We start from the raw sequence: 25831 nt of genomic DNA on the forward strand, positions 1-25831 counted from the left end.
CGGAGCGAGGGCGGGAGCGGAGACGTGCGCGGTCTGCGGGCGTACGCGTGGTGTGGCTGGCTGGGAGTCGTGGCCTGCATCATGCTGCTCAGCCCGCCCCTGGGCGAGGCCGGTCGGGAATTCGCCTACGCCGGGGTCGGTCTCGGTTCGGCGATGTGCGTCCTCGCCGGCATCCGGCTGCGCCGGGCCGCGCGCCCGCGCGCCTGGCTGCTGCTGGCCGCGGGGCTGAGCTGCGGGGGCGCAGCGAACGCGATCTGGGCCGTCGAGCTCAGCCTGCGGTCGGCTCCACCGCGCTTCTCTGTGGTCGATGTGCTCTATTTCGCGATGTATCCGCTGCTCGCGGCCGGTCTGGCGGCGCTTCCGGAGCGCTCGCCGGAAGGCTCCCGGTGGATCGGGGTTTCCGAGGCGGGCATCGCCGCGTGCACCAGCGCCACCCTGGGATGGCTCTTCGTCTACGACCCGTACGTGCTGGACCGGCCGGAAGCGGTCGTCAGCGCCAACGCCTTCGCCTACCCCATCCTCGACGTCCTGCTGGTGGCCGTCGCCGTACGCCTGCTCGTCGCGGCGCGCCGGCTGCGGCCGGCGCACGTGGCGCTGGTGGCGATGACGCTGCTGATGATCGTCGCGGACGCCTCGTACGTCGTGTCGGTGGTTGTCGGTGGCGCCTGGTCGGGTTCGCCGTGCAGCTCGCTCTGCTGGCTGGCCGCCTTCGCGCTGCCGGGCGTGGCGGCGCTGCATCCGGCGGTGTCCGGCCGTGGGGCGAGCATCAGCGTGCGGGCCGGCGGCTGGCACGCCACCGCGCTGCAGGCGGTACTGGTGCTGATCGGCCCGGCCGCGACCGGATACGCCCTGATCCTGGACTCCCGGGAAGGCCACCTGACCGTTTACGACTTCATCGTGCCGGTCGCCGCCACCGTCGTCATCTCGCTGCTGCTCGTGGTCCGGATGGGCAACGGGCAGCGGCAGCTGCAGCGGCATGCCGAGAAGCTGGGCACCGCGCTCGCCGAGCAGGCCGCGCTGCAGCGGTCGCTGCGGCACGTGAACGAGCACGACGCGCTCACCGGCCTGCCGAACCGCCGTAGGCTGCAGAACCTGATCACGTCCGGTACGCCGTACGGTCTGCTCCTGCTCGACCTGGACGGCTTCCAGAACGTCAACGACCGGCTCGGGCACTCGGCCGGCGACGACCTCCTGCGCGTGATCGCCGACCGGCTGGGTGCCGGGCTCGCCGACGCCGACGTGCTGGCGCGCACCGGCGGCGACGAGTTCGCGGTGCTGGTACCCGGCGCCGCGCCGGCGACGGTCACGGCGCGCGCCGAAGCCCTGCTCGCGACGCTGCGGGAACCGGTCACGATCCACGGCCACGTGCTGTACGTGACGGCGAGCATCGGGGTGCGGCTGCCCGAGCCGACGGCCGATCCGGCGCACCTGCTGGACGACGCCGACCTCGCGCTGTACGCCGCGAAGGCGGCCGGCAAGGACTGCGCGGTCTGGTACGACGCCGGCCTGCGCGACCGGCAGACCGAGCGGCTGCGCACCGTGGAACGGCTGCGCGGCGCTCTGCGAAACGACGAGCTAGCCGTGTTCTACCAGCCGATCGTCGACCTGCTCAGCTCTCGCACGGTGGCCGCGGAGGCCCTGGTGCGCTGGTTGCCACCGGGCGAGGACCCGATCGGCCCGGACCTGTTCATCCCCGCGGCCGAGGACAGCGGGCTGATCGTGCCGCTCGGCGAGTGGGTGCTGCGTCGCGCCTGCGCCGACGCGGTCGACTGGCACCGGCGCGACGGCATCACCATCGCCGTCAACGTGTCGCCCCGGCAACTGCACGACCCCGAGTTCACCGCCAAGGTCAGACGATGTCTGGCCGAGACCGGCCTGCCCGCGGGTGCGCTCACCCTGGAGATCACCGAAGGCATCCTGGTCGGCGGGGGCACCCAGAAGAGCCAGGCACTGGCCCACCTGGACGCGCTGCGCGGTGACGGGGTGCGCATCGCGATCGACGACTTCGGGACCGGTTACTCGTCGCTGGCGTACCTGCGCGACCTGCCCATCGATGTTCTCAAGATCGACCGATCGCTGATGCCCTCCGACGACACCGACACCCGCCGGACCGCGCTGGTGCGGGCCGTCGTGGACCTGGCCCGCGGTCTGGAGCTCACCACGGTCGCCGAGGGTGTCGAGACCGCCTTCCAGGCCGGGCTGCTGGTCGGCCTCGGCTGCGAGCGCGGCCAGGGGTACCACTTCGCCCGGCCGATGCCCGGCACCGCTTTCTCACCACGCCAGGAGCCGGTACCGCAGGCGGGGTGATGAGCGGAACCGGTCCGACGATGTTGGACGGCGCGCGACGGGGCATATAGGGACGCAGAGGCATACATCTGCGAGAGGAAGCGCACCATGCAAACTCGTTCCCTCGGTGACGTGCGGGTCAGCGCGATCGGTCTCGGCGGCATGCCGATGTCGATCGAGGGCCGCCCGGACGAGGACCGATCGATCCGGACGATCCACGCCGCTCTGGACGCCGGGATCACCCTGATCGACACCGCGGACGCCTACCACATCGGCGCGGACGAGGTCGGGCACAACGAGTCGCTGATCGCCCGGGCCCTGGCCGCCTACGGCGGGGACACCTCCGGGGTCCTGGTCGCGACCAAGGGCGGACATCGGCGCCCGGGTGACGGCAGTTGGACCGTCGACGGATCGCCGGACTACCTGAAGCGGGCCTGCGAGGAGTCACTCAAGCGTCTCGGTGTCGACGCGATCGGCCTGTACCAGTTCCACCGGCCGGACCCGAAGACGCCGTACGCGGACTCGATCGGCGCGATCCGCGACCTGTTGGACGCCGGAAAGATCCGGATGGCCGGCATCTCGAACGCCGACCCGAAGCAGATCCGCGAGGCACGCGACATCCTCGGTGGCCGGCTGGTGTCGGTGCAGAACCAGTTCTCGCCCGAGTTCCGCTCGTCCGGGCCGGAGCTGGAGCTGTGCACCGAGCTGGGCATCGCCTTCCTGCCCTGGTCACCGCTGGGCGGCATCCGGGCGGCCGGCTCGCTCGGCGGCGCCTTCGCCCGGGTCGCGGAGAAGCACGGGGTGAGCCCGCAGCGGGTCTGCCTGGCCTGGCACCTGGCCAAGTCCCCGGTGTCGATCCCGATCCCCGGCGCCAGCCGCCCGGAGACGATCACCGACTCCGCGGCCGCGGACACCCTGGAGCTGACCCCCGAAGACCTGGCCACCCTGCCGTAGCGCGCACCGATCCCGCCGGCACCCGGCCCGATCGCGGCAGGACGCCGGCGTCAGGGTGTTCACCCCGCGGCACGCCCCTGGCCGACGGCACCAGCGCCCTGCCCCGGACCCGGGCCGTCGCTCGCCGAGGCCGATACGGCTCGTCGGCGGGCGGCGACCCGGTGAGCCGGCTTACGCCGGGTCGAGGGCGAGGGCGTCGAAGACGAAGTTCGGGCTGAGGAAGGTGGTTCCGGTGCTGCCGCTGACCACCGAGAGGGACAGGGTGTTGGCACCCTCCTTCAGGGCCGCCGCCGGGATGTCGAACACGTAGGTGGTGTTCACGCCCCGCCAGGTTCCGCGGGTGACGCCGCGAGACTTCAGGTCACGGGGCGCCGGGGAGGCGGAGACCGGCGATCGGTAGCTGCCGATCGCGACGGCGGGACGGCCGCCGGCGAAGTTCAGCGTGGTCGCGACCCGCAGGCGCACACCCTTGGCGGGGACGGCGCGCAACGGGAACCTGATCGCCAGGGGCGCGTTGACCGCCTGGAATTCGGCCATCGGGAAGTTCGCGGCGCCCGAGGCGATGTCGAACGTGCCCACGTTCCAGGGGGCCATCCGCGGGTCCGACGGGTGCATCGTCTCGATCTTGTCGGCGTTGCGGAAACCGGCCGGGGTGCCGTCGAAGGCGCCCAGCTGGAACAGCGTGCCGGCGGCCGGCACGTTGCCGCTCAGCGCCACCGTGGTGGTCGCGCCGGCGGTGACGGTGACCTCCTTGGCGACGCCCACGGCGAGTTCACCCGCGTACAGGCTGGCCGTGTAGGTGCCGGGGCGGATGTGGCCGATCAGGAACCGGCCGGCCTTGACCTGACTCCAGTACTGCCCGTTCGGACCGGCAAGCGCGACGGTGGCTCGCTGGCCGTTCCAGGATCCGGTGGCCGTCCCCTGCACGCCGCCTCGCTGGGCGTTGGAGAGCAGCCCGGGAATGTAGGCGGACAGGAAGTCGAGGCTGTGCCGCGCCGGGGCGGGGCCGTCGGTGAGGGCCAGGGCGTACGGGCCCTGCAGGCCGAGCCGCAGCGGCTCGGTCTGGGTGTGGCCGCTGTTCATGCAGTAGGTGATGTTGACCGCGTCGCCGGTGTCGTTGACCTCGATGTCGCGGAAGAACGGCCCGCCGGAACTCATCTCGCCGGTGCCCGGGACGAGGTAGGCGCCGTGGCCGTGTCCGCTGGCGCCGAACGGCTGCTGCGTGATCAGCCGCTGGGAGCTGTAGAACTTGGAGGCGGTCCGCCCGTCGGCGAACTTGAAGACGTCCGAGCCCTCCACCGCCGCCACCGTGCCGGCCGTCCGGGCGGCCACCGGCGAGGTGGTCAGCAGCGAACGGTTGAGGCGGGTGATGAATCGAGCCTCGCCGGGGTTCTGCGGCTGGCGGATGTCGGTGGCCATGTAGATCGTGTTGTCGCCCCGGCGGGCGTAGTAATACTGCGTCTCGCCGACCTCGCGCTCGTCGACCGTGACGAGGATCGACCTGTCGGCGAAGGTCCTGCTGCTGACGGCAGCCGACTTCCACCCCGACTCGATCTGCCCGGCGGCCCGGCCCGGTGCGGTCAGTTCGGTGCCGTTGTGCTGCAGCGACGTCAGGTTGCCGTTCCTGGCGTCCACCACGAAGCTCATGCCCGAGCCGTTGTCGAAGCTGATGTTGGCCTCGGCAGAGGCGAACGGCTGTCCGCCGAGCAGTCCGATACCGGCTACCGCGGCTACCGCGGCAAGGCCGCCGGCCAGCACGGCACGGCGACGCGTGGGACGACGGTGCAGCCCCGGGGTGAGTCGGGAGATCGGCATGGAACCACCTGAGGTTGTGCGGAAGGATCACCGCTGAGTGGTCCGCGGAGCGGAAAAGGTTGCCTGCGTCGCGAAGAAAAAAACATCTTCCCTGGTGTACGCGTTGAGCACCCCACTGATCACTCTGCGTGCTCACCCGCGAGCTTCCGCTCGAGGACCGCTCCTCCTCATGGGTGTCCCCCATCCGTGGGGGGTCCCTCCGCGGTGGAAAGTTTCAGGGTTCTCTCATCCGGTCCCGCCTACTGTCCGGTGCATGCAACGTCGTCATGCTTTGCGCGCGGCTGCCGCGCTCACTCTCAGCGCGGTCGCCGGGTGCGACGCCACCGAACCGGCGCACGTCGCACCACCCGCCGCCGAAGGATCCCCGCAGCGGCCGGCCACCGCGCCGTCCGGGAAACCCGGGGCGGACCTCCCGGATGAGGTGCAGCACGGCCCGCGGGACCGGTCCGGCGTCGCCCTGACCTTCCACGGTCAGGGCGACCCACGCCAGGTCACCGCGCTTCTCGACCAGCTGCGCCGCGGCGCCGCCCCGGTCACCGTCCTGGCCGTCGGCGCCTGGCTCGACACCCAGCGCGCCCTCGGCCGCCGGATCCTCGCCGAGGGTCACGAACTGGGCAACCACACCCAGCACCACGCGGACATCAAAAGCTTCACGTCGGCGACGGCGTACGCCGAGATCGCCACCTGCGCCCGGGTGATCCGCGCCGTCTCGGGGTCGGCCGGCCGCTGGTTCCGTCCGTCGCAGACCCGGTTCGCCACCCCGACGATCAAAGCGGCGGCCCGCCGCGCCGGCTACCCCACCTGCCTGTCGTACGACGTGGACTCCCGCGACTACACCGATCCCGGCACGCCCGCCATCGTCGCGAACACGCTGGCCGCCGTACAGAAGGGATCGATCGTGAGCCTGCATTTCGGCCACGAGCAGACGATCGCGGCAATCGCCCCGCTGCTCGCCGGCTTGAAGGCACGCGGCCTGCGCCCGGTCACCGTTGCGGACCTGCTGGGATGACCGGCCGCCGCGATCACCTGACCCGCTCCGCACCCGGCTGCCCGGGTCGGCGCGAATCTCGCCGGACGGCCGCCTGGGCCACCGTGGCCCTGCTCGCGACCGGCCCGCTCGCCGCCTGCAGCCCGGCGGCGGACGCGCAGCGCCCCGCACCGCCGGCCACGCCGTCGCCGTCGCCGTCGCTGTTGCCGCAGTCCCCGGCGGCGGCCGGGCCGATCCTGCCCGGCATGCCACCGCCGCTCGACCCGTCGGACGTCTACGCCGCCGACCGGCCCGGACACGTCGCGGCGGTCGCGGTGCACGACCCGGCGCTGGTCTACGTGCCCAATCTGGGGAGCGACACGGTGATGGTGATCGACCCGCGGACGTACCGCGTGATCAGAACCGTGCCTGTCGGGCACGGTCCGCAGCATGTGGTCCCGAGCTGGGATCTGCGCACCCTGTGGGTCAACAACAACGCCGGCAGCACGCTGACGCCGATCGACGCGGCGACCGGGAGGTTCGGGAAGCCGATCCGGGTCGACGATCCGTACAACCTCTATTTCACCCCGGACGGCAAGTTCGCCATGGTGATGGCCGAAACGCGGAAGGCGATCATCTTCAGTGACCCGCACACGATGGCCGCACGACACGTCCTGCCGATCGGGTGTCGCGGTGTCAACCACGCCGACTTCTCCGCCGACGGTCGCTACTTCATCGCCACCTGCGAGTTCTCCGGTGAGCTGGTCAAAGTCGACACGGCCGCCCAGCGCGTGGTCGGCCGGCTGCAGCTGCCCGGGCACGCCATGCCGCAGGACATCAAGATCTCGCCGGACGGCCGCACGTGGTACGTGGCCGACATGCAGACCAGCGGCCTCTGGATCCTCGACGGTGACCACCTGACCGTCCGCTCCTTCCTGCCCACCGGGTATGGCGCCCACGGCCTCTACCCCAGCCGCGACTCCCGCCACCTCTACATCGCCAACCGCGGCGAAGGCAGCATCTCGGTGCTCGACTTCCACACCGGTCGTCTGGTCAGCAAGTGGAAACTGCCCGGCCAGGCCAGTCCCGACATGGGCGGCGTCTCCGCCGACGGGCGGGTGCTCTGGCTGTCCGGCCGCTACAACCGCGAGGTCTACGCCATCGACACCGGCTCAGGCCGGCTGCTGGCCCGGATCCGTGTCGGTGCGGAACCGCACGGCCTCTGCGTCTGGCCGCAACCGGGCCGCTACTCCCTCGGCCACACCGGCATCCTGCGCTGAACCCTCGGGGCCGAGACGTCGAACGCCAGGCCGGGGCCTGAGCGGCTCGACGTCTCGGCGACCTGTTCAGTGGCAGCGCATCCAGGTGAAGTGGTAGATCGTCTCGATGCTGCCGTCGGTGGAGTCCATGGTCACGTAGCTGACGTCGGTCGAGGTGCCCTTGGTGACCCGCAACTCGGTGTTGATGTTGAGATTGCGCTGCTCGCCGCAGGGGCGGAAGACCTGGGCCGCGATCGGCACCTCGTCGGTGGCGATCCAGTTGTCGTCCAGCGGCGCGGCGATCGGGTGGTTGGCGTAGCTGCCCATCGACATGCCCTGGAAGTAGTAGTTCGCCCGCTGCTGGGCGACCGCGCCGCGCTGCAGGAATCCGTAACCGCGGTAGTCCACCTTGGCGATCGCGAACGTGTAGCCGGACGGCGCGTTGACCAGCACGTTGAGCTGGCAGTTCTTCCGGTTCTCGGTGACCGGGACGCCTGGCCCCGCCTGCGCCAGGTAGGCGCTGTAGATCGCGGTGAACGCGGAGTTGTCCGGCGAGATCGCCACGTCGGCGGTGCCCGGGGCACACCCCGAGCCCGCCATGGCGACCAGCTGGATGGAGATCGCGTCGGGGGGCGGCGGATCGGTGAAGACGATCGCCGCGGAAGCCGGCGACACCAGGAACAACGACGACGCCAGCACCGCGAGCGCAACGCATCCGCGGGTTAACAGGAATTTCATTTTTATCCCTTCGGGATCGAGGTCGGGCCGAGGACAAGCTATTGATGACACTCAATGCAAGTCAACAGCGGCGAGGCGGATCGCGGGCATTCTTGATACCCATCGAGAAAGAGAACGACCGGGCATGAATGCCGCAATAACCCGCATATCATCGGCTTCTTTTGTAGGTTTACCAGTATTTGTCCGACCGCCACCCGGACTCGCGAGAGGTCTGCCGCAGCGCTTTTGAGTTAGACGAAGGTCAATGTCGAGGTGACGCTTGTGCATGCCTCAGGAGCGCCACTACGGTTGTCGCGGATATGACAGCGGCCGTTCTGGAATCATTCAAGAGTCAATACGGTGGCACCTGATAAATCCGCGCTCGGCTCATCCTCAGCCCCAGCCTCGGAAGGACCTCCATGAGAAACCGCAACCGCGCACTGGTAGCCGCAGTGATCACGACCCTCACCCTCCCGTTCGGCACCCCGGCGCATGCCGCCACCGATGCCGGCGCGGCGGCCGCCGCGATCACCGTCGAGGTGATCGCCGCCAGCGGATCCGGGTGCGCCCCGGGCACCGCCTCGGTGGTCAGCAACGGCGACGACACCGGTTTCCGGGTCCGGTACCGCGACTTCGTCGCCACGGCCGGCGGGGACGCCGACGTCGTGGACCGCCGCAAGAACTGCCAGCTCGGCGTCCTCGTGAGCATCCCGGACGGCTGGACCGTCGCCATCGCCTCGGCCAACTACCGCGGCCGGGCGAGCCTGCGGTCCGGGGCGACCGCCCTGCAGCGCACCAGCTACTACTGGCAGGGATCCTCGGCGACCGCGCGCAAGGACGTGACGTTCAGCGGCCCCTATTCCGGCCTCTGGACGACCTGGGACGTGGCGCCGGTGCTGACCTACGCCGCCTGCGGGTCGCAGAGCGTCCTGAACGTCAACACCGAACTGCGACTCAACGCCGGCTCCTCCACCGGCACCAGCACGATGTCGATGAACACCACCGAGGGCGACGTCGACACCCTGTTCAACTTCAGCCTCTCCCCCTGCTGAGCGCGCCGGCTCGGGTGCACGGCCGACCGGCCGTGCACACACCCGTGGCCGCCGCGAACCTACCGGGCAGCCCCCTGCCCCGCCGACTCCGCCGGGGCCTGGCCGGCTGACCGAATCCGCGGGAAGGCTCAACCGGTGGCCGCCGGGGCCGAAGGAGGGGAGTCATCCCCTCGGCCTCGGAGGCCCCATGTCATTCAGCACGAGCCGGCGGCTGGCGACGGTCGCCGTCGTGACCGCCGCAGCGGTCGCCGGTATGGCAGTCCCGGCGTACGCGGCCGGCACGCTCACCGGCGTGGGCTGGTCCACCTCGCAACCCCAGCCAGGCGCCACCGGTGTGCGCTACACCTGGACGTTCACCACCGCGACGACCGGCACGATCAAGCACGTGTTCCTCACCGTGCCGACGGGCACCGGGGTGCCCGGCTCGATCACCGTCTCCGACCTGTACGGGCTGACCACCGGCACCGCCACGCTGACCGGCAGCACCGTGGATTTCGTCGTGACCAGCGCCGCGAGCGTGAGCGCCGGGACCGGGGTGCTGATCTCGCTCAGCGGCTTCACCAACACCTCGACGGCGGGTGCGTACAGCAGCGTGATCAGCACCCAGGACACCGCGGCGCCGACCATCGACACGGCGACCGGCAACACGGTCACCTTCAACGACACCAGCACCGCGGTGACCGTGGTGGTGGCCCAGTCGACGGCGTTCAGCAGCAACACCACCGGCTTCACCATGCTGATGGATCCGTCCGTGCCGAGCCTGGCGACGCAGACCAAGGATGTGGTGCTGACCGTGGCGACGAACGCCGCGAACGGGTACACCCTCGGCACCAGGATCAGCCAGCAGCCGCTGGGCCAGGCGCGCGGCGCCACCCTCCCGGCGGTCGCCGGCAGCGTCGGCAGCCCGGTGACGGCCGGCACCGACACCTTCGGGTACACGGTCAGCGCCCACACCGGCGTGGGCACCGTCCAGGGCTCGATGGGCGGTGGCTACGCGGGATACACCACGGCCGGCTATGCGGTGCCGTTCGCCGCGTTCGGACCCACCAACGGGGACACCGTGACGCTGACCAACCAGGCGAAGATCGACTACCTGCTGAAGGCCGACACGTACGGCGCGAGCATCACGTACTCCGTCACCCCCTCGTACTGACGCGACGACCGACGAAGGAGGCACCGGTGGGCAGGTTCGGTACCCTGGTGGCGACCGTGGTGACCACGGCGTTCGCAGCGTTCGCGGTGCCGGCCGCCGCGCTCGCCGCACCGATGCCGTCCGCCGGCACCGCCGACTTCGCGGTGAGCACCCCGGCACAGCGGCTGGCGCCGGACGCCCAGGGCCGGATCCGCACCGAACTCTCCATCGCCAACCGGGCGGATCACGACCTCGACGTCAAGATCCGCACGGTCGGAGTGGTGCCGGGCGACGACGGGCAGGCCCGGTTCACCGACCGGCCGGATCCAGCGTGGTCGGCGAAGGCGACGTTTCCCCCGACGCTCACCCTGGGCCCCGGCGCCTACCGGCGGGTTCCGGTCACGCTGACCGTTCCCGGCGGCCTGCTGCCCGACATCTATCTGCTGGGCTTCGTGGTCGAGGCGCAGCCTGGCGCCGGCGCGACCGGCATCCGCGTCTACCACCAGATCGGCGCCCTGGTCACGGTCGAACTGCCCGGGCCGCGGCAGCGGGAGATGGCGGTCGAGGTGGCCCACACCGGGTTCATCCACCTGGGCGCGACCATGGAGAGCACGTATCGGGTGCGCAACGTCGGGGCGGCCGCGGCGCTGGGCCGCGGCCAGGTGAAGGTCGACTCCACGCTGAGCGACACGAACATCGGCGTCTACCGCGGCTCCGACGACCTGCAGCTGTTCCCGTCCGGCACCAGCCGGACGCTGACCTACCGGTACGTGGCGCACGGGCTGTTCCTGATCGCCCGGCCGCAGGGACAGGTGCTGTACGGCAGCGGCGGCGGCCTGCTGCAGACCGCGCAGGGCACCGGTCAGGCCATCCTGATCGTCCCGTGGCCGACCATCATCGCGCTGTGCCTGCTCGTCGTCCTGCTCACGGGCTACCTCTACTGGCGTCGCCGGCGTCGGATCGCCGCCCGTGGCGTGCACCGCCGCGGGCGGTCCGGGAAGCCCGCATGCGCCGGTTGAGCCGGGGCACGGCCGCGCTCGCCTGCCTGCTCGCGGTCGTCACCAGCCAGCTGGCGTTCCCGGTGACGCCGGCCCGGGCGGCGGCCGGCGATCTGGCCACGACCGCCGGCGGGGTCGGTGGCAACGGGCAGCCGGCCACCTCGATCGCGATCGGCGCGCGGGGCCTGGCCCTCTACGAGTCGTCCACGGCCGCGCCGTCGATCCTGTACGTCGCCGACCTGTTCGCCCACGCGGTACGCGCCATCAATCTGACCACCGGGATCGCCACGGTCTTCGCCGGCATGGGCGCGAACAACAACAGCGGCGACAACGGTCCGGCCACGGCCGCCGGGATCAACACCCCGGCCGACGTGGCGCTGGACGCCAACAACGACGTCGTCATCGCCGCGCAGCTGAACGCGCGCATCCGGAAGGTCACCCTCAGCGATGGCATTATCCGCACCCAGTTCTCCGGGCTGAACAACCCGCAGGGCGTGGCGTTCAACGCCGCCGGTGACGAGTTCGTCGCCGACACCTACAACGGCCAGGTGCTCAAGTCGACGTCGGGCGGCCCGCTCGCCGCGTTCGCCACCGGCCTGAACCGACCCAGCAACATCGCCTTCGACAGCTCCGGCAACGTCTACGTCAGCGACTGCCAGAATCACGTCGTCTACCGGTACACCGCGGCGGGCGGCTCTCGGACCGTGGTCGCCGGGCTCGGCACCAACGTGTCCGGCGCGGCGGTGGACGGGGTGGCGGCGACCGCCAGCGGACTCAACTGCCCGCGCGGTCTGGTCGTCGACGCATCCAACGTCATCTACGTGGCGGACGCCGGGAACAACCGGGTCCGTCAATTCACCGTCGGCGGCACCATCACCACGGTGGCCGGCACCGGCGTCGCGGGGATGAGCGGTGACGGGGCGGCGGCGACCGCGGCCACCCTGGACCATCCCACCGACCTGGTCGAGGACTCGACCGGCCGGTTCTACGTCGCCCAGGGCGGCGACCAGGCCAGCGACGCCGGCAAACAGAACTGGGGGTGCGCAGCTTCACCGTGGGCGGCGCGATCTCGACGGTCGGCGGCAACGGGTGGTGGGCGCGCGGTGGCGACGGCGGTGCGGCCACCGCGGCCGAGCTCTACCACCCGGGCGGGGTGGCCGTCGATCCGGCCGGCACGATGTACATCGCCGACTCGGGCAACAACGTGGTCCGCCAGGTGGCCGCCGGCATCATCACCACCGTCGCGGGCACCGGCGTGGCTGGCGGCACACCGGCCGACGGCGGGCTCGCGACCAGCGGCAATCTCTCCGACCCGGAGGACGTCACGGTGGACTCCGGCGGGGTCCTCTACATCGCCGACACCGGCCACCACCGGATCCGCAGGGTGGCCGGCGGTGTGATCACCACCGTCGCGGGCACCGGCGTGGCCGGGTCGCTGATGACCGGCGTCGCGGCCACCACGTTGCTGAGCTCGCCGTACGGGATCGACACTGCGAACGGGATGGTGTACGTCGCGGACACGGGCAACAACCGGATCCTGATGATCAACGGCGCCGCGGTCAGCGTCATCGCCGGCACCGGCACGGCCGGCACCTCGCCGGACGGCACCGCCGCCTCGCTCGCGAAACTGAACGCGCCGCGGGACGTGAAGGTCGACGCGTCCGGTGACATCTACGTCGCGGACACCGGCAACCACCTGGTCCGCAAGATCAGCAACGGGACGATCAGCACGGTGGCCGGCACCGGCGCGCTAGGCTACGCCGGCGACGGCGCCCTGGCCACCGCTGCGCTGCTGGACCAGCCCGACGGGCTCGAATCCGACACCGCCGGCAACCTGTACATCGCCGACGGCAACCCGGCCGCCGCGGGATACGGCGGCAGCGTCCTGCGCCGGGTCGACAGGCACGGCGTCATCCACACCATCGCCGGCAAGTACCAGAGCTACTCGTGGGCCGGCGACGGCGGCTCCGGCACCGCGAACGCCGCCCGGGTGCACACCCCCGGGCGGATGGCCATCGACGCCACCGGCACCCTGTACTTCCCGTCCAGCGGTGAGCTGCGCGTCCGGCAGCTCACGCTGCAGACCTCGGCGGCCATCTTCTGGACGTCGAACGCCACCCTCGGCGCGACCGGCGCCGTCTACGGCTGGGAATTCGTCTCCCGCACCGCCACCCCGATCGCCAGCATCACCGTCGCACTGCCCACCGCCACCACCGGCGCCGGCCTGTACGTGGTGAGCGCCGTCCACCTGCCCGGCACCGGGACCGTCTCGCTCAGCGGCACGACCCTGACGTACACCCTGGCCTCGCCGGTGACCGTGCCGGTCGGCCGGCACATGTACCTGTCGGTCGCCGGCTTCACCAACACCGGCACCGCCGGCGGCTACGGCACCACCATCACCACGCGCGCGGCCGGCGCCGCCACCATCGACGTGTCCCAGTCCGGGGCCGTGACGTTCACGACGGCGACGCCGGTGCTCGTCGTGCCCAACCCGGCCACGACGGTCACCGCCCCTGCCCAGGTGGTGCTCTACGTCGATCCGATCACCCAGGGCGACAACAGTGTCACCGCCGCGCTGACCGTGAAGTCCAACGCGACCAACGGCTACACGCTGAAGGTCGCCGGCACCCCGATGAGCGGCACGTACGGTGCGCTCACCCCGGTCTCCGGCGGGCTCGCCAGCCCGGTGACCGGCGGCGGATTCGGCGCCGGGCGGTTCGGCTACGCGGTCTCGGTCAGCGGCGCCGGCACCTTCGCCGGAACCGCCGGAAGCTACGCCGGCTACACCTCCGCCGGGGAGGTGGCGGTCACCGCCGGCAGGCCGACCGCGATCGGCGGCGACACGGTGCAGATCACCAACCGCCTGAAGGTGGACTTCCAGCAGCGGGCCGGCGTCTACACCGGCACGCTGAACTTCCGGGTCACCGGGCTCTGACGGTCAACCGCCGGCACGCTCAACTTCCGGGTCACCGGGCTCAGACGGTCAACCGCCGGCACCCGACCGACCGGCCGCCTCGGCGAACGCGACGGCGGTGAACCCCGGGGCGGCCACCGCCAGCGCCGACCCGTCGGCGAAACGCAGGGTGAGGCTGCCCGCCGGCTCGTCGGCGGCCGCGGTGGCCAGGCCGGCCCGCGGGCACTCCCAGACCGGCGCCAGCGGTGGCAGCGGCGCCGGCTCGGACCGCCCGAAAAGGCGGCGTCGGGGCGGCCGGAACTCGCCGTCGAGCAGCAGCAGGCGCAGCCGGTCGCCGGTCAGCGCCAGGGTGGCGGCGACGGTGTGCTCCGGCAGGTGGCGGTACAGCTCGGCGGCGATGCCACCGGCCGGTCCCGGCGGCGGGCTGCCCGGCATGCCCGGCGCCAGCCGGGAGATCAGCGGCAGGCCCGGGTCGCGGGCGATCCACAGCGCGGCGTGCAGCGTCTCGCCGGGCTCCAGATGCTCGGCGACCCGCAGTCGCAGCTCGGCCTGCCGGGCCGCCGGACCGGATGCGTTCATCGGGCCATCAGATCATGCGGCTCGCCGCCGCCCGCCACGCCGGCGTCGCGGCCGGTCTGGGCATCATGCTGGTGACCGGCGGCTGACCCGGCCCGGCGGAACACCGGGCCGGGACGGCCCGGTGTCAGACCTGCCGCTGCGGGACGTGCCGCGGCGGAACGCGCAGGTCCAGCTCACGGGCGGTGTAGAGGTCGACGTTGAGGAACGTCAGGTAGGCGTCGATCTTCGCGGTGTCGAGCGTCTGCTGCGCGGCCGCATAGACGTGGGGGCCGGCGTCGGTGAGCGTCCGCACCACCGAGATCCGCAGCGCCGTCGCCCAGGCGTTCGGCAGGCCCGTCTTCAGGAAGGTCCGCAACTGCGCCTCGGTGCCGTCCATCGCTGCCTGCACCGCGTCGGGCAGGACCGGCAGCGCCTCCCTCGTCGACTCGAACAGGATCCGGTTGGCCACGAGCCGCACCTGCGTGGAGGTGGCGGTGTCCGGATCGATGGTGACGATTTCGCGGAGGTCCCGGTAGACCTTGCGCTCGGCCGACCGGTTGGTCTTGGTGCCGGCGGGCGCGCCGGTGTGCGCCACCGCCGGTGCCGCCGGAATCAGGAAGGCCAGCGCCACCACGGCGCCGGCCGACAATTTCGATCGCATGTGGTGTTTCCTCCCCCGTTGTTGATCAAACGCACCGATATTACCGACGGTGGATCAATAGGCAAGGCGCATCGACAGAGGTCGCCGCATTGTGGAACATCCCACTTCCACCGGCCCGGGCTCGCCGCTTCCGCGGGATCGGACACGGTGTAGAACGGGTGCATGGACGACGCCGAGCGGGACGAAACGGTGGTACGGGTGGGTCGTGACTGAGCCGCTCGACTATGCCGACCTCGACCTGGACCGGGCGGCCCGGCGCGGCTACCCGGAGGCGGTGTTCTGTGCCGGGAAGACATCGGCCCAGGTCGCCGGGATCGCCGCGGCGGTCCGCTCGCGACCGGAGGTGACCACCCTGTTCACCCGGGCCGAGCCGGCGCACGCGGCGGCGGTGCTGGGCGAGCTCCCGGATGCCCGGCACTACCCTGACGCGGGCCTGCTGGCCTGGCCACCGGACCCCGCGGCGCCGACCGGCGGGCTGGTGGTCGTGATGGCCGCGGGCACCTCGGATCTGCGGGCGGCGCGCGAGGCGGAGCTGACCGCCCGCCATCTCGGCCGGGCCACCGAACTGGTGGTGGACGTCGGGGTGGCCGGCCTGCACCGGGTCCTCGGCCGTCTCGAGCTGCTGCGCCGCGCCCGGGTCGTGGTGGTGGCCGCCGGGATGGACGGCGCGCTGCCCAGCGTGGTCGCCGGCCTGATCGCGGCGCCGGTGATCGGGCTGCCGACCTCGGTAGGGTACGGCGCCGCGTTCGGCGGGCTGGCGCCGCTGCTGGCCATGCTGAACGCCTGCGCGCCGGGGGTCGCGGTGGTCAACATCGACAACGGGTACGGGGCGGGCCACCTCGCCGCGCAGATCGCCGCGGAGCCGGCCGCATGAGCTGGAGGCACGCGCGGATCGCCAGCCGGCGGCACGCGCGGATCGCCGCGGAGCCGGGGTCCCGGAGCCGGCCGCGAGCGCGGATCGCCGCGGAGCCGGGCGCGTGAGCGCGCGGCACGCCTGGGTCGACGCGTCCGCCGGGGTGGCCGGGGACATGCTGCTCGGGGCGCTGCTCGACGCCGGCGCCGACCCGGCGGTGGTGCAGGCGGCGGTCGACGCGGTCGTTCCCGGCTCGGTGCGCATCAGCGCGTCGGAGGTGACCCGGGCCGGGCTGCGGGCGGTCAAGGCGCACGTCGAGGTGCTGGTCGCCGAGCCACCGCACCGCACGTGGGCCGGGCTGCGCGGCATGCTCGACGACTCCGGGCTGGTGGTCGCCGTGCGGGACCGGGCGGTCGCGGTGTTCGCCCGGCTCGCCGAGGCGGAGGCGCGGGTCCACGGGATCCCGGCGGGTGACGTGCACTTCCACGAGGTGGGGGCGCTCGACTCGGTCGCCGACGTGGTCGGGGTGTGCGCGGCGCTCGACGATCTCGGGGTCACCTCGGTGTCGGCCGGCGAGGTGGCGGTCGGGTCGGGGTGGGTGCGGGGCGCGCACGGGCAGCTGCCGGTGCCGGTGCCGGCGGTGGCGCAGCTCGCGCTGGGCTGGCGGGTGTCCGCGGGTGGCTCCGGCGAGTTGGCCACCCCGACCGGGATGGCGCTGCTCCGCGCGCTGGCGGCCACCTGCGAGGAGTTGCCGTCGATGCGGGTCGAGGCGGCCGGGACCGGGGCGGGGGGACGGGATCGGGCGGAGCGGGCCAACGTCGTACGCGTCATCATCGGACAGCGAGAAGAAGCGGACCGGGCAGAGGGCATGCTTGGGGAAGCGGACCGGGCAGAGGGCAAGCTTGGGGAAGCGGACCGGGCAGAGGGCAAGCTTGGGGAAGCGGACCGGGAGAAGATCGTCCTCCTGGAGGCCAACGTCGATGATCTTGACCCGCGCCTGTGGCCGGGCGTGCTCGCCCGACTCCTCGCCGCCGGCGCGGCCGACGCGTGGCTCACCCCGATCCTGATGAAGAAGGGGCGCCCGGCCCACGTCCTGTCCGCGCTCTGCGCACCGGACCAGGTCCCCGGGCTACGGCGACACCTCTTCGAACAGACCAGCACGCTGGGCATCCGGGAATCCGTCCGGCACCGCACGGTGCTGGCCCGCCACGTCGTCCGGATCGGCGAGATCGCCGTCAAGATCGGTCACCTCGACGGGGTGATCGTGCAGGCCATGCCGGAGTTCGAGGACGTGGCCGCCGTCGCCCGCCGCGAAGGCCGCCCGGAACGGGTGGTGCTACAGGAAGCGCTGGCCGCCGCGGCCGCCGCCGGCCTGGTGCCGGGCCGGCCCTCGCCGCCTACTCCTCCAGCCGCACCAGGAAGCCCTCGAACGTCAGATCACCACGATCGGGGACGCCCCGGGTGACCTCGGGCAGCTCGGTGAGCACCCCGGAGCCCGGCACCGTGCCGGTCCGCGGATCGGGCCGGGCATGAACCGCCTGGATCCGGGTCACCGTTGCGCTGGCCGGCTCGATCACCGCGTCGGGACCGCCGTGGTGATACTGATAGGCGTCGACGCCGACCGCCGCGCCGGAACCGAGCACCTCGCCCAGCCACCGCGCGTCGATGTCACGCCGGAGCTCCCAGTCGACCCGCGAGCCGACCCGGAACGGATCGCCGCAACAGTTCCAGTCCGCCTTATCCACCCACACCATGATGGCCACGCCGGCAGTGTGCCCCGGTCCGCCGCCGGTTATGCCTGTCCGGGGCGACCGCCGGACCCCTCAGTCGCCGAGCGGCGGGTACGTATTCGTCTGAGTGTTGCGGGAGCCGATCTGGATGCCCTGGCTCCGGGTGATGATCACCTGATACTGGTCGCCGGCCGGAGTGGCCGCCTGCAGTAGCTCGCGCACTTCGGTGGCGAGCGACGGCTCCTCGGTCAGCGCCTTCAGGATCTGCGCGCGGACCAGCGCCAGCGACGCCTCGTCGGCCGGGTCGGCGGCCAGCTCCCGGACCGCGTCGGACACCTTCTCGCCACGCTTGCCGGCGAACAGCCGGCTGAGCAGCTTGCGGCCCCAGCTGACGGTCGCGTCGGCGCCGTCCTCGGCGGCCGCGTCCTTCACCTTGTCGAGCACCGCGCTGCCGTAGGCGCCGGCGACCGCCGACACGTAGGGCAGGACAGAGGTCGACAACTCGTTGAGATCCACCTGTGTCACCACCTCGCCCGGCGCGCACCGGCCGGTCTGCGCGTCACAGTACTCCGCGTCGTCCACCAGGACGAACCGCAGCGGACCGTCCTCAGCCGGCATCGACCTGGGCCCAGGCCTGCTTGATGGCGGCGGCGTACTGCCGGGTGCTGACCGCTCCGGGAACACCGAGACGATTGCCGAGTACGGTGAACGGCACGCCGCGCGCACCCAGACCCACCGCCGCGTCGTGGTCGGCGCGGACCTCCTCGGCGAACCGGTCCGACGTCAGGACGTCGCGGATCTCCGCTTCGCCCACGCCGACGGCGACACCGACACGGACCAGCGTCTCGTGCTCGTAGGCGTCGAAGTTGCCGCCGAAGACCTCGGCCTGCAGCGCCCGCAGGTACTCCCAGCCGACGCCGTGCGCGTTGCCGAGCTGGATCACCCGCAGCATGTCGAAGGTGCTGCCCGCCGGGCGGTCCACCACGTAGGTGAGCCCGTCGGCGGCGGCCTTCTCCGCCATCCCCTCCTCCATGGTCCGGGCCTGGCTCTCCGGCATCCCGAACTTCTTCGCCAGGTACGCCAGGGTGGTGCCGACCTCGGCGGGCGCGTCCGGGTCGAGCTGGAAGGTGTGCACCCGCAGGTCGATCTCGGCGGCGTGCGGGGACTGGCCGATCGCCTCGCTCAGCCGCTGCTCACCGAGGTAGCACCAGGGGCACAGCACGTCGGCCCACACGTCGATCGTCAACCGGGTCGATGTCACCGGAGGACCCTTTCCGCTGAGGTGAACTCCTTCCGGACAGAACGTACCCCCGGGTCGCGGCCGGCCCGGCCGCGACCCGGGAGCCCCGGTCGCCTCGGTCAGGCGCAGTTGCGGCCACGGTTGATGCAGGTGGCGATGCGCTGCATGGTCCGGGCGGCATTCACGTTGATGAAGTCGTCGTGGTCGGAGAACGGGTTGTGGTTCTCCTCCGGGAACGAGTCCAGCGCGTACTGCCCGTTGACCTGCACGTCACGCGGGATGTCGTAGGAGATGGTGACGCGCAGCTGCGGGATCGCGACGAACCCGGCCGGGCAGGCGCCGGTGGCCCGGTCGGCGAAGGCGACGTGGCTGCGGTGGTTGGCGCTGTCCAGGTTCCTGCCGTCCCAGCAGCCGGGGAAGTCGTGGACGCGCTGCACCCGGCTGCCGGCCGGGCAGATCGGATACCGGTCGGTGAGCCGGTCGGCGAATCCGGAGCAGGTCCAGGCGGCCCGGGCGTTGGCCGGCCCCCGGCTGGTGGGTTTGGCGTCCCCGGTCAGCGCGCGCAGGAACTTCGGCATCGGCACCACCTTCGCGGTCGCGTTGCCCCGGTATTCGATCAGCACCTTCGCCGGGCGGACGATACCGCCGGTGTTGCCGGGCAGTTCGAGGTTCGGGCCCTGCGGGTCGGGCAGGGCGCTGCTGCCGGGCGCCGGCGAGGGCGCGCCGCTGCCGGTCGCCGCCGAGGGGACGCCGCTGCCGGGTGCCGGCGAGGAGGTCCCGCCGGTGGCCGCGTCGACGGTGCAGCCGGCCAGCTGCTCCAGGCCGGCCGGGCGCGGGCCGGTGCGCCCGATGGCGATGGCGATCCGGTCCAGGACCGCGGCCCGCTTGGCCCGCAGTGGACCCAGGACCGCGGTGGCGCCGACGGCCGGATCGCCGACCAGCCGCTGGTTCGCCTCGGAGATCTGCCGATCCAGCTCGGCCAGGTTGCGGTCGACCTCGTCGAGCGCGGTCGCGGGCACGCCGGGCAGCTTGTCGCGCACCCCCGGGCACCGCACCGTCGGGGTGGCCACCGAACCGGCCCGGTGGTCGCCGTGCAGCGCGGCGTGCAGGCCGTCGTAGCTGACGTCGCAGTCGGCCAGCGACACCATCCCGTCCGGCCGGCGCGCCCCGGCGGCCCGCATGGTGTCGCCGATCCCGGTGAGCAGGGCGGCGCGGCGAGCCCGCAGGGACTGCAGCACGGTGGTGTTCAGCCCGACGTTGACACCCCGGCCGGCCAGCACCTGCCGTCCCGCGTCGGCCTCCAGACGGTCCAGTTCGGCCAGCTGGCGGTCCACCGCGGCCTTGGCGCCGGCCGGGACCGCCGGAAGCCGGTCCCGCACCGGCGGGCAGACCACCGTCGGCGAGGTCCCGGCCAGGGCCTGCGCGACCGCGCCGCCGTCGCGCACCGACCGGTCGATGCGCACCACCGGCCAGAAGTACGCCGACTTGTCGCCGTCGCGGCAGGTCGTGCCGGACGCGTCCAGGTCGGCGTCCGACGAGGTGGCGGTGATCGCCAGGTTGCCGACGAAGTCGTGGACATGCTCCGCGCCGTTGCGGATCCCGGGCTGCGCCACCGGGTTGTCCGGGCTGAACTTCCGGTTCCGGTTGGTGCCGCAGTCCACCCGGAACCGGCCCGCCGAGCCGCCCGGCGACGTCCGGACCCGGGCGACATTCGGCCGCACCTGCTCGATCGGCACATACTGACCGAGGCTGGTGGCGGCGTCGGCGGTGCCCTTGCCACCGCCGGAGACGAACGTGACGGTCAGGATTCCGCTCGCGGCCAGCGTCACCGCCGCCGCGACCAGCCGGATCGCCTTCACCTTCGGCGATCCTGGACGCCTGTCGGTTCTTCGCATCTGTGCTCCCTCGATAACCGGTGGACCGCCCGGCCGTGGTGGCGGCCGGGCGCACGGTGTTACGGGGACGGGCGGCGGATCGATGCGGGTTCGGCCCCGACGTCACCGGTTGGTAAGAAGTCGGCCCGCGCCGGAGCCGGCCGGCCCGGGGCGGGGCCATCACCGGGTTTCGGGCTGTTCCGCGTCCCGGGTCAGGCACAGCACGGCGATGTCGTCACGCCGGGGCCGGGGCCCGACGCCGGCGGCGAGCACGTGGTCGATGATCGCGGTGGGGTCGTCGCCGGGGGCGGCCCGGACCGCGGCGCACAGCTGGCTCAGCCCCCGGTCGATCGGGTGGCGGGAGTCCTCCACCAGGCCGTCGGTGTAGAGCAGCAGAGTGGCTCCGGGCGGCAGGTCGAAGCTGGTGTCCCGGTAGGCGATCCGCCGGAACGAGCCGAGCGGCGGCTGGATCGGCAAGGTGACCAGGCCGGTACCGTTCGTGGTGCGCAACACCGGGGACGGATGCCCGGCGAGCACCGCGGTGACCGTGCCCACGGCAACGTCCACCTGCAGGTAGCAGCAGGTCGCGATGGTGTCGAGGTGCAGTGACTGGATCAGGTCGTGGGTGTGCCGCATCACCGAGGACGGCGACAGCCCGGCGACCGCGTACGCGCGCAGGGCGTCCCGGATCTGCCCCATCGCCGCCGCGGCGGCCACGTTGTGCCCCGCCACGTCCCCGATCACGACGGCGATCCGGCCGTCGCGCACCGCGATGACGTCATACCAGTCGCCGCCCACTTCGGCACCACGGGTCCACGGCAGGTAGCGGGCCGCGTGCCGCAGTCCGGGCACGACGGGCAGGCTGGCCGGCAGCAGCGCGTGCTGCAACTCGGCGGCGATCGACATGCTGGTCTCGAAGAGCATGGCCCGCTGCAGGGCCTGCGCCGCCAGCCCGGCCAGGGCGGTCAGCGTGGACCGGGTGTCGTCGTCGAAGTCGCGGCCGTCGCGGTAGCCGACCACGAGGACGCCGAGCACGTCGCCGGCGACGGTCAGCGGCAGCATCGCCCACGCCTGCCGCTCCCCCGGCGGGACGGCGACGGCCGGGTCGGGCTGTGCCGCGCGCAGCTGGGCCGGCGAGGTCAGGTAGCGGGAACGCCCGGTGCGGGCGACGGCGGTCGCCGGGTACGGGTGGTCGAGCGGCAGGTGGCGCAGCCGCGCGACGACGTCCGGCTCGTACCCCGCGTGGTAGGCCAGCCGCAGGCCCCGGTCCTGCCGCAGCAGGACGAGCAGGCCCTGCCCGCCGGCGGAGGGCCGCAGCACCGATCCGACCGCGGCGTACACCTGCGTCGTGGTGCTGGCCGCGACCAGCGCCTCGGTGACGCTTTCCAGGGCACGGGCCCGCGCGGCGGCGTGTTCGGCGCGGGTCACACTGGCCGCGAGCTGCCGCTGCCGGTCGATGTGTTCGGTGATCTCCCGGAACGACACGACCACCGCGTCGAGCCCGGACCTGCCGATCTTGACCTCCCACACCTGGCCGATCTCCGGGTAGGACAGCTGCTGCCGGCACGGCTCGCCGCCGTCGGCGACCGCCCGGTACCGCTCGAACATGCCGTCGTCCCAGCTCTCCGGCGAGATCTCGCTCAGCAGGTGCCCGATCACGTCCTCCGCGGAACGTCCGGTCAGCCGGGCGCCGAGCTGGTTGACGTACTCGCAGCGGAAGTCGACGATCGGGCCGTCGGGGCCGGTGACCGGCCGCAGGACGGTGAAGCCGTCGAAGGCCGTGTCGAGCATGTCGTACAGCCGGATGCCGCCCGGTGACACGGTCATCTGCCGCAGGTCGACGAAGCGGATCAGCAGGCCGTCCCCGTACGGCCCGGCGCGCAGCTCGAAGTGCCCGGTGACCGACGGGCGGTCGTAGTACACCGTCCGGGTCGCCGGCGTCCCGGTCTCGACCACCTTCCGGTAGAACGGCAGGGTCCCGTCGTGCACCGTCTCCGGCCACAGCTCGCGATACCGGTGCCCGGCCAGCTCCGCGCGCGGCCGGCCGACCAGGCGGCAGCCGGCCTCGTTGATGTAGACGATGGCGAAGTCGGCGATGTCGCCCTCGTCGCGCACCGCCCGGGCCAGCACCCACCCCTGCGGATCGCTGTCGAGCATGGCCAGCAGCGGCGCGGGCAACGGCGGATCGGCCACGAATCGACACTCCTCCCGCACCACGCTGCGCGGCGACGGGTCCATCATCGCCCCCGGATCGGACGCCCGCCTAATCCGGGTCCGCGCGGCCGGGGTCAGGAGTAGCGGAACCGGGAGACCAGGACGCGCAGGTCGCTGGACATCCGGGCGAGCTCCGCGTTCGCCTCCTGGGTCTGCGCCACCCCCTCGGTCGTCTGCTGGGCCGCCTGCGCCACCGTCGCCACGTTGGTCGCGATCTGTTCGGTGCTGGTCGCGGTGTCGGACACGCTGCGGTTCATCTCGGCCGTCGTGGCTGTCTGCTCCTCCAGCGCCGAGGCGATGGTCGTCTGGAAGTCGTTGACGCGGGCGATGACCGTGGCGATCTCACCGATCGCGGTGACCGCGCTGTCGGTGCCGGTGCGGATCGCCTCGACGCGGCGGGTGATGTCCTCGGTCGCCCGGGCGGTCTCCTGGGCCAGGTCCTTGACCTCACCGGCGACGACGGCGAAGCCTTTGCCGAGTTCGCCGGCCCGGGCCGCCTCGATGGTCGCGTTGAGGGCCAGCAGGTTGGTCTGTTCGGCGATCGCGGTGATGGTGCGGACCACCTCGCCGACCTCCCGGGACGACTGGCCGAGCGTGGTGATCGTGGTGTTGGCCGCCTGGGCGGCCTGCACGGCGGCGGCGACCACGGCGGTGGCCTCGCTGGTGGAGTGGGCGATCTCGCGGATCGAGGCGCCCATCTGCTCGCCGCCGGCCGAGACGGTCGCCACGTTGCGGGACACCTCCTCGGTGGCGGCGGCCACGGCCTGCGCCTGGACCGCGGATTCCTCGGCGGACGCGGCGATCTGCGCGGACGTGTTGGTCATCTGTTCGGTGGCGGCGGCCAGCGAGGTCGCCGAGGTGTCGATGGTGCGCATCGCGTCGCCGAGGGCGGTGACACTCTGCCGCAGGGCGCCGGCCATGTCGGCGATCTCGTCACGGCCGGTGACCGTGACCGGGGTGGCCAGGTCACCGTCGGCGAGCAGCATGAGGCGGCGGCGGACCTGGTCGACCGGACCGGTGACGGAGCGGGTGACGATGACGGCGAGCGCGACGGCGATGAGCGCGGCGGTCACGCCGGCCGCCCAGATGACGGTCGCGCCGATGTTCTTCGCCTCGGTGGCGCTGTGCTGGGCGGCGGTGAAGTCGGTGCCGGCCGTGGCGACGACCGCGTCGAGGTGCTCGCCGATCTGCTGGAAGATCTGGATCTCCTTGCCGATGACCAGGCCGTTGGCGGTCCTTGTCGCGGCGGTGGAGCCCTGGTCGTACAGCTGGGCGATCTGCGTGTCGGCGGTCCGGAAGTCGTCGGCGAGAGCGCTGACCCGCCGGAGTTCGGTACGGCTGGGCTCGCTGGTGGCGGCGTCGGCGGCGGCGGACACGGTGCTCTGGAACTTGCCGAGCGAGGCGAGGAACGACTTGCGGGAGGACCCGGTGTCCTTGGCGGCGTCGGGCACCCCGCGCAGGGCGTCGAAGGCGTACGCGGTCTGCCAGCCGTTGAAATCGGCGGCGGCGAACTTGGCGTCCTTCATCAGCGCGACGAACTTCTGCGTCTGGGCGATCCGGTCGGTGGCGGCGCCCTGGCGGGCCGCGGTGATCAGAGCCGCGGCCATGACGACGAGCAGCAACACCACAACGGTGGCGAACGCGGCGGCCAGCCGCATGCCCAGCCGCATCCGGTTGAGGATGGTCACAAAGCCTAATTCGGCGGTACGCGGGTATTCCTGAACGCCACGCGCGGACCCTGCGGGACGAATGTCTGCCGGAACGGCGCGCGGGAGGCCCACGCGTACCCCCTAATCGCGGCGATGAGCCGTAACCGACCGGAAGTGACCAGCGGTCCTGTTCATCCCGGAATGCCGTCGATGATCAGGTTCAGGGTGAACGCGAAGCGGTCCTGCACCGTCCCGCCGGTCAGCTCGGCCGCATACCGCTTGGTGTGCGGAAAGCCGTCCGGCAGTGCGGCGAACCGCCGCATCATCTCGGCCCGGGTGAGCACCCAGTCGCCGTCCGGAGCCCGCCGCCGCTCGGCGACCGACACCTCCAGGCAGTACGCGTTGACGTAGAGCGTCAGCGCATCGATCGCCCACGCCGCGACCTGCGGCGCGATCCCACCGGCCAGCACGATGCCGAGCATGCCCTCGCTGACCCGCAGCGTGTCGAGGTTCGACGGGGCGGCGGCGAACGCGGCCCGCGAAATGCCCGGATAGCGCAGGAACTGATCACGCAGACGGGTGCAGACGCCGATCAGCTGGGCGCGCCACCCGGCCGGGTCCGGCTCGGGCAGCTCGATCTCCGCGCAGAGCCGGCCGATCAGCAGCTCGTCGAGGTCCTCCTTGTTGACCACGTGGGCGTAGAGCGAGGACGGCCCGGTCTCCAGCGCGACCGCGAGACGACGCATGGTGAGCGCCTCGTAGCCCTCGGTCTCGATGATGCCGAAGGCGGTGTCGATGATCGCGTCGACGGTGATCGGCTTCTTGCGGCCACCGGAGGGACCGCGCCGGGCGGCGGGGGCGGACGGCGCTCCGCCGAGCTGGTGACGAGCGGCGCGGCGTTCCTGCGGGGTCGGTGCCATGCGCGCAGTCTAGCGCAACGACGAACAGTGTTCCGACT

Annotated in this window: 22 protein-coding genes; 11 read left to right on the forward strand and 11 right to left on the reverse strand. The window is 72.3% G+C overall.

The window, feature by feature from the left end; translation table 11 throughout:
* The first annotated feature begins 24 nt into the window (after positions 1-24).
* Both ACSP50_RS23540 and ACSP50_RS23545 read left to right on the forward strand, forming a co-directional pair.
* Entirely contained in the window at positions 25-2307 is a 2283-nt protein-coding gene (locus ACSP50_RS23540; protein ID WP_014691783.1) for a bifunctional diguanylate cyclase/phosphodiesterase, read from the forward strand.
* A gap of 87 nt (positions 2308-2394) precedes the next feature.
* Positions 2395-3240: an aldo/keto reductase gene (locus tag ACSP50_RS23545; protein WP_014691784.1), complete on the forward strand. Its 846-nt coding sequence runs from the start codon at positions 2395-2397 to the stop codon at positions 3238-3240.
* A gap of 171 nt (positions 3241-3411) precedes the next feature.
* Here the strand turns inward: ACSP50_RS23545 and ACSP50_RS23550 are convergent, their stop codons facing one another.
* Complete coding sequence (locus tag ACSP50_RS23550; RefSeq protein ID WP_014691785.1) at positions 3412-5055, reverse strand: rhamnogalacturonan lyase B N-terminal domain-containing protein; 1644 nt, start codon at positions 5053-5055, stop codon at positions 3412-3414.
* A gap of 253 nt (positions 5056-5308) precedes the next feature.
* Here ACSP50_RS23550 and ACSP50_RS23555 point away from each other — a divergent pair, with 253 nt between their 5' ends.
* Together ACSP50_RS23555 and ACSP50_RS23560 are read left to right on the forward strand one after the other, a co-directional pair.
* Positions 5309-6064, forward strand: a complete 756-nt coding sequence (locus tag ACSP50_RS23555) for a polysaccharide deacetylase family protein (protein ID WP_014691786.1) — start codon at positions 5309-5311, stop codon at positions 6062-6064.
* A complete protein-coding gene (locus ACSP50_RS23560; RefSeq protein WP_014691787.1) occupies positions 6061-7302 on the forward strand; it encodes a hypothetical protein in 1242 nt (413 codons plus the stop codon). The genes ACSP50_RS23555 and ACSP50_RS23560 overlap by 4 nt, the downstream gene beginning before the upstream one ends.
* Before the next feature lie 66 nt (positions 7303-7368).
* On the opposite strand, the gene ACSP50_RS23565 is transcribed toward ACSP50_RS23560, so the two are convergent.
* The gene (locus ACSP50_RS23565) at positions 7369-8019 is read right to left on the reverse strand and encodes a DUF4360 domain-containing protein (RefSeq protein ID WP_014691788.1); all 651 of its coding nucleotides are present in this window, start codon (positions 8017-8019) and stop codon (positions 7369-7371) included.
* Positions 8020-8417: 398 nt separating this feature from the next.
* Here ACSP50_RS23565 and ACSP50_RS23570 point away from each other — a divergent pair, with 398 nt between their 5' ends.
* The 5 genes from ACSP50_RS23570 to ACSP50_RS23590 all read left to right on the forward strand — a co-directional run bounded on the left by ACSP50_RS23570 (position 8418) and on the right by ACSP50_RS23590 (position 14115).
* The gene (locus ACSP50_RS23570; protein WP_014691789.1) at positions 8418-9050 is read left to right on the forward strand and encodes a DUF4360 domain-containing protein; all 633 of its coding nucleotides are present in this window, start codon (positions 8418-8420) and stop codon (positions 9048-9050) included.
* Positions 9051-9237: 187 nt separating this feature from the next.
* The gene (locus ACSP50_RS23575; RefSeq protein WP_014691790.1) at positions 9238-10203 is read left to right on the forward strand and encodes a hypothetical protein; all 966 of its coding nucleotides are present in this window, start codon (positions 9238-9240) and stop codon (positions 10201-10203) included.
* A 26-nt stretch (positions 10204-10229) separates the two neighbouring features.
* Entirely contained in the window at positions 10230-11201 is a 972-nt protein-coding gene (locus tag ACSP50_RS23580) for a hypothetical protein (protein WP_014691791.1), read from the forward strand.
* Entirely contained in the window at positions 11189-12580 is a 1392-nt protein-coding gene (locus ACSP50_RS44170; protein ID WP_080127986.1) for a hypothetical protein, read from the forward strand. Before ACSP50_RS23580 ends, ACSP50_RS44170 begins: the two co-directional genes overlap by 13 nt.
* On the forward strand, positions 12508-14115 hold the full coding sequence (locus ACSP50_RS23590) for a hypothetical protein (protein ID WP_231957050.1): 1608 nt from the start codon (positions 12508-12510) through the stop codon (positions 14113-14115). The genes ACSP50_RS44170 and ACSP50_RS23590 overlap by 73 nt, the downstream gene beginning before the upstream one ends.
* Before the next feature lie 48 nt (positions 14116-14163).
* Here ACSP50_RS23590 and ACSP50_RS23595 read toward each other — a convergent pair whose 3' ends face one another.
* Positions 14164-14673, reverse strand: coding sequence for a hypothetical protein (locus ACSP50_RS23595; protein WP_014691794.1), 510 nt, complete (start codon positions 14671-14673; stop codon positions 14164-14166).
* A 124-nt stretch (positions 14674-14797) separates the two neighbouring features.
* Positions 14798-15313, reverse strand: coding sequence for a cell wall anchor domain-containing protein (locus ACSP50_RS23600; protein WP_014691795.1), 516 nt, complete (start codon positions 15311-15313; stop codon positions 14798-14800).
* Positions 15314-15518: 205 nt separating this feature from the next.
* Between ACSP50_RS23600 and larB the strand changes: the two genes are divergently transcribed.
* Together larB and larC are read left to right on the forward strand one after the other, a co-directional pair.
* On the forward strand, positions 15519-16187 hold the full coding sequence (gene larB, locus ACSP50_RS23605; protein WP_014691796.1) for a nickel pincer cofactor biosynthesis protein LarB: 669 nt from the start codon (positions 15519-15521) through the stop codon (positions 16185-16187).
* A 103-nt stretch (positions 16188-16290) separates the two neighbouring features.
* Complete coding sequence (gene larC / locus ACSP50_RS23610) at positions 16291-17631, forward strand: nickel pincer cofactor biosynthesis protein LarC (RefSeq protein ID WP_014691798.1); 1341 nt, start codon at positions 16291-16293, stop codon at positions 17629-17631.
* Here larC and ACSP50_RS23615 read toward each other — a convergent pair.
* The 7 genes from ACSP50_RS23615 to ACSP50_RS23645 all read right to left on the reverse strand — a co-directional run bounded on the left by ACSP50_RS23615 (position 17564) and on the right by ACSP50_RS23645 (position 25793).
* Complete coding sequence (locus ACSP50_RS23615) at positions 17564-17920, reverse strand: DUF6578 domain-containing protein (RefSeq protein WP_014691799.1); 357 nt, start codon at positions 17918-17920, stop codon at positions 17564-17566. The genes larC and ACSP50_RS23615 overlap by 68 nt on opposite strands.
* Before the next feature lie 69 nt (positions 17921-17989).
* Complete coding sequence (locus ACSP50_RS23620) at positions 17990-18514, reverse strand: RIP homotypic interaction motif-containing protein (protein WP_014691800.1); 525 nt, start codon at positions 18512-18514, stop codon at positions 17990-17992.
* Positions 18504-19157, reverse strand: coding sequence for a DsbA family protein (locus ACSP50_RS23625; RefSeq protein ID WP_014691801.1), 654 nt, complete (start codon positions 19155-19157; stop codon positions 18504-18506). Before ACSP50_RS23625 ends, ACSP50_RS23620 begins: the two co-directional genes overlap by 11 nt.
* A gap of 98 nt (positions 19158-19255) precedes the next feature.
* Positions 19256-21031 carry a DUF1996 domain-containing protein gene (locus ACSP50_RS23630; RefSeq protein ID WP_052311697.1) on the reverse strand — a complete coding sequence of 592 codons (1776 nt, stop codon included), beginning with the start codon at positions 21029-21031 and terminating at the stop codon, positions 19256-19258.
* Positions 21032-21190: 159 nt separating this feature from the next.
* Positions 21191-23203, reverse strand: a complete 2013-nt coding sequence (locus ACSP50_RS23635) for a SpoIIE family protein phosphatase (RefSeq protein WP_172898791.1) — start codon at positions 23201-23203, stop codon at positions 21191-21193.
* 95 nt (positions 23204-23298) lie between these two features.
* Positions 23299-24912 (reverse strand): methyl-accepting chemotaxis protein, encoded by a 1614-nt coding sequence (locus ACSP50_RS23640; protein WP_014691804.1) that lies wholly within the window; start codon positions 24910-24912, stop codon positions 23299-23301.
* Between the two features lie 152 nt (positions 24913-25064).
* Positions 25065-25793 (reverse strand): TetR/AcrR family transcriptional regulator, encoded by a 729-nt coding sequence (locus ACSP50_RS23645; RefSeq protein WP_014691805.1) that lies wholly within the window; start codon positions 25791-25793, stop codon positions 25065-25067.
* Positions 25794-25831 lie beyond the last annotated feature (38 nt).

Origin of the sequence: Actinoplanes sp. SE50/110 (genome assembly GCF_900119315.1) — a bacterium.
Lineage (GTDB): Bacteria > Actinomycetota > Actinomycetes > Mycobacteriales > Micromonosporaceae > Actinoplanes.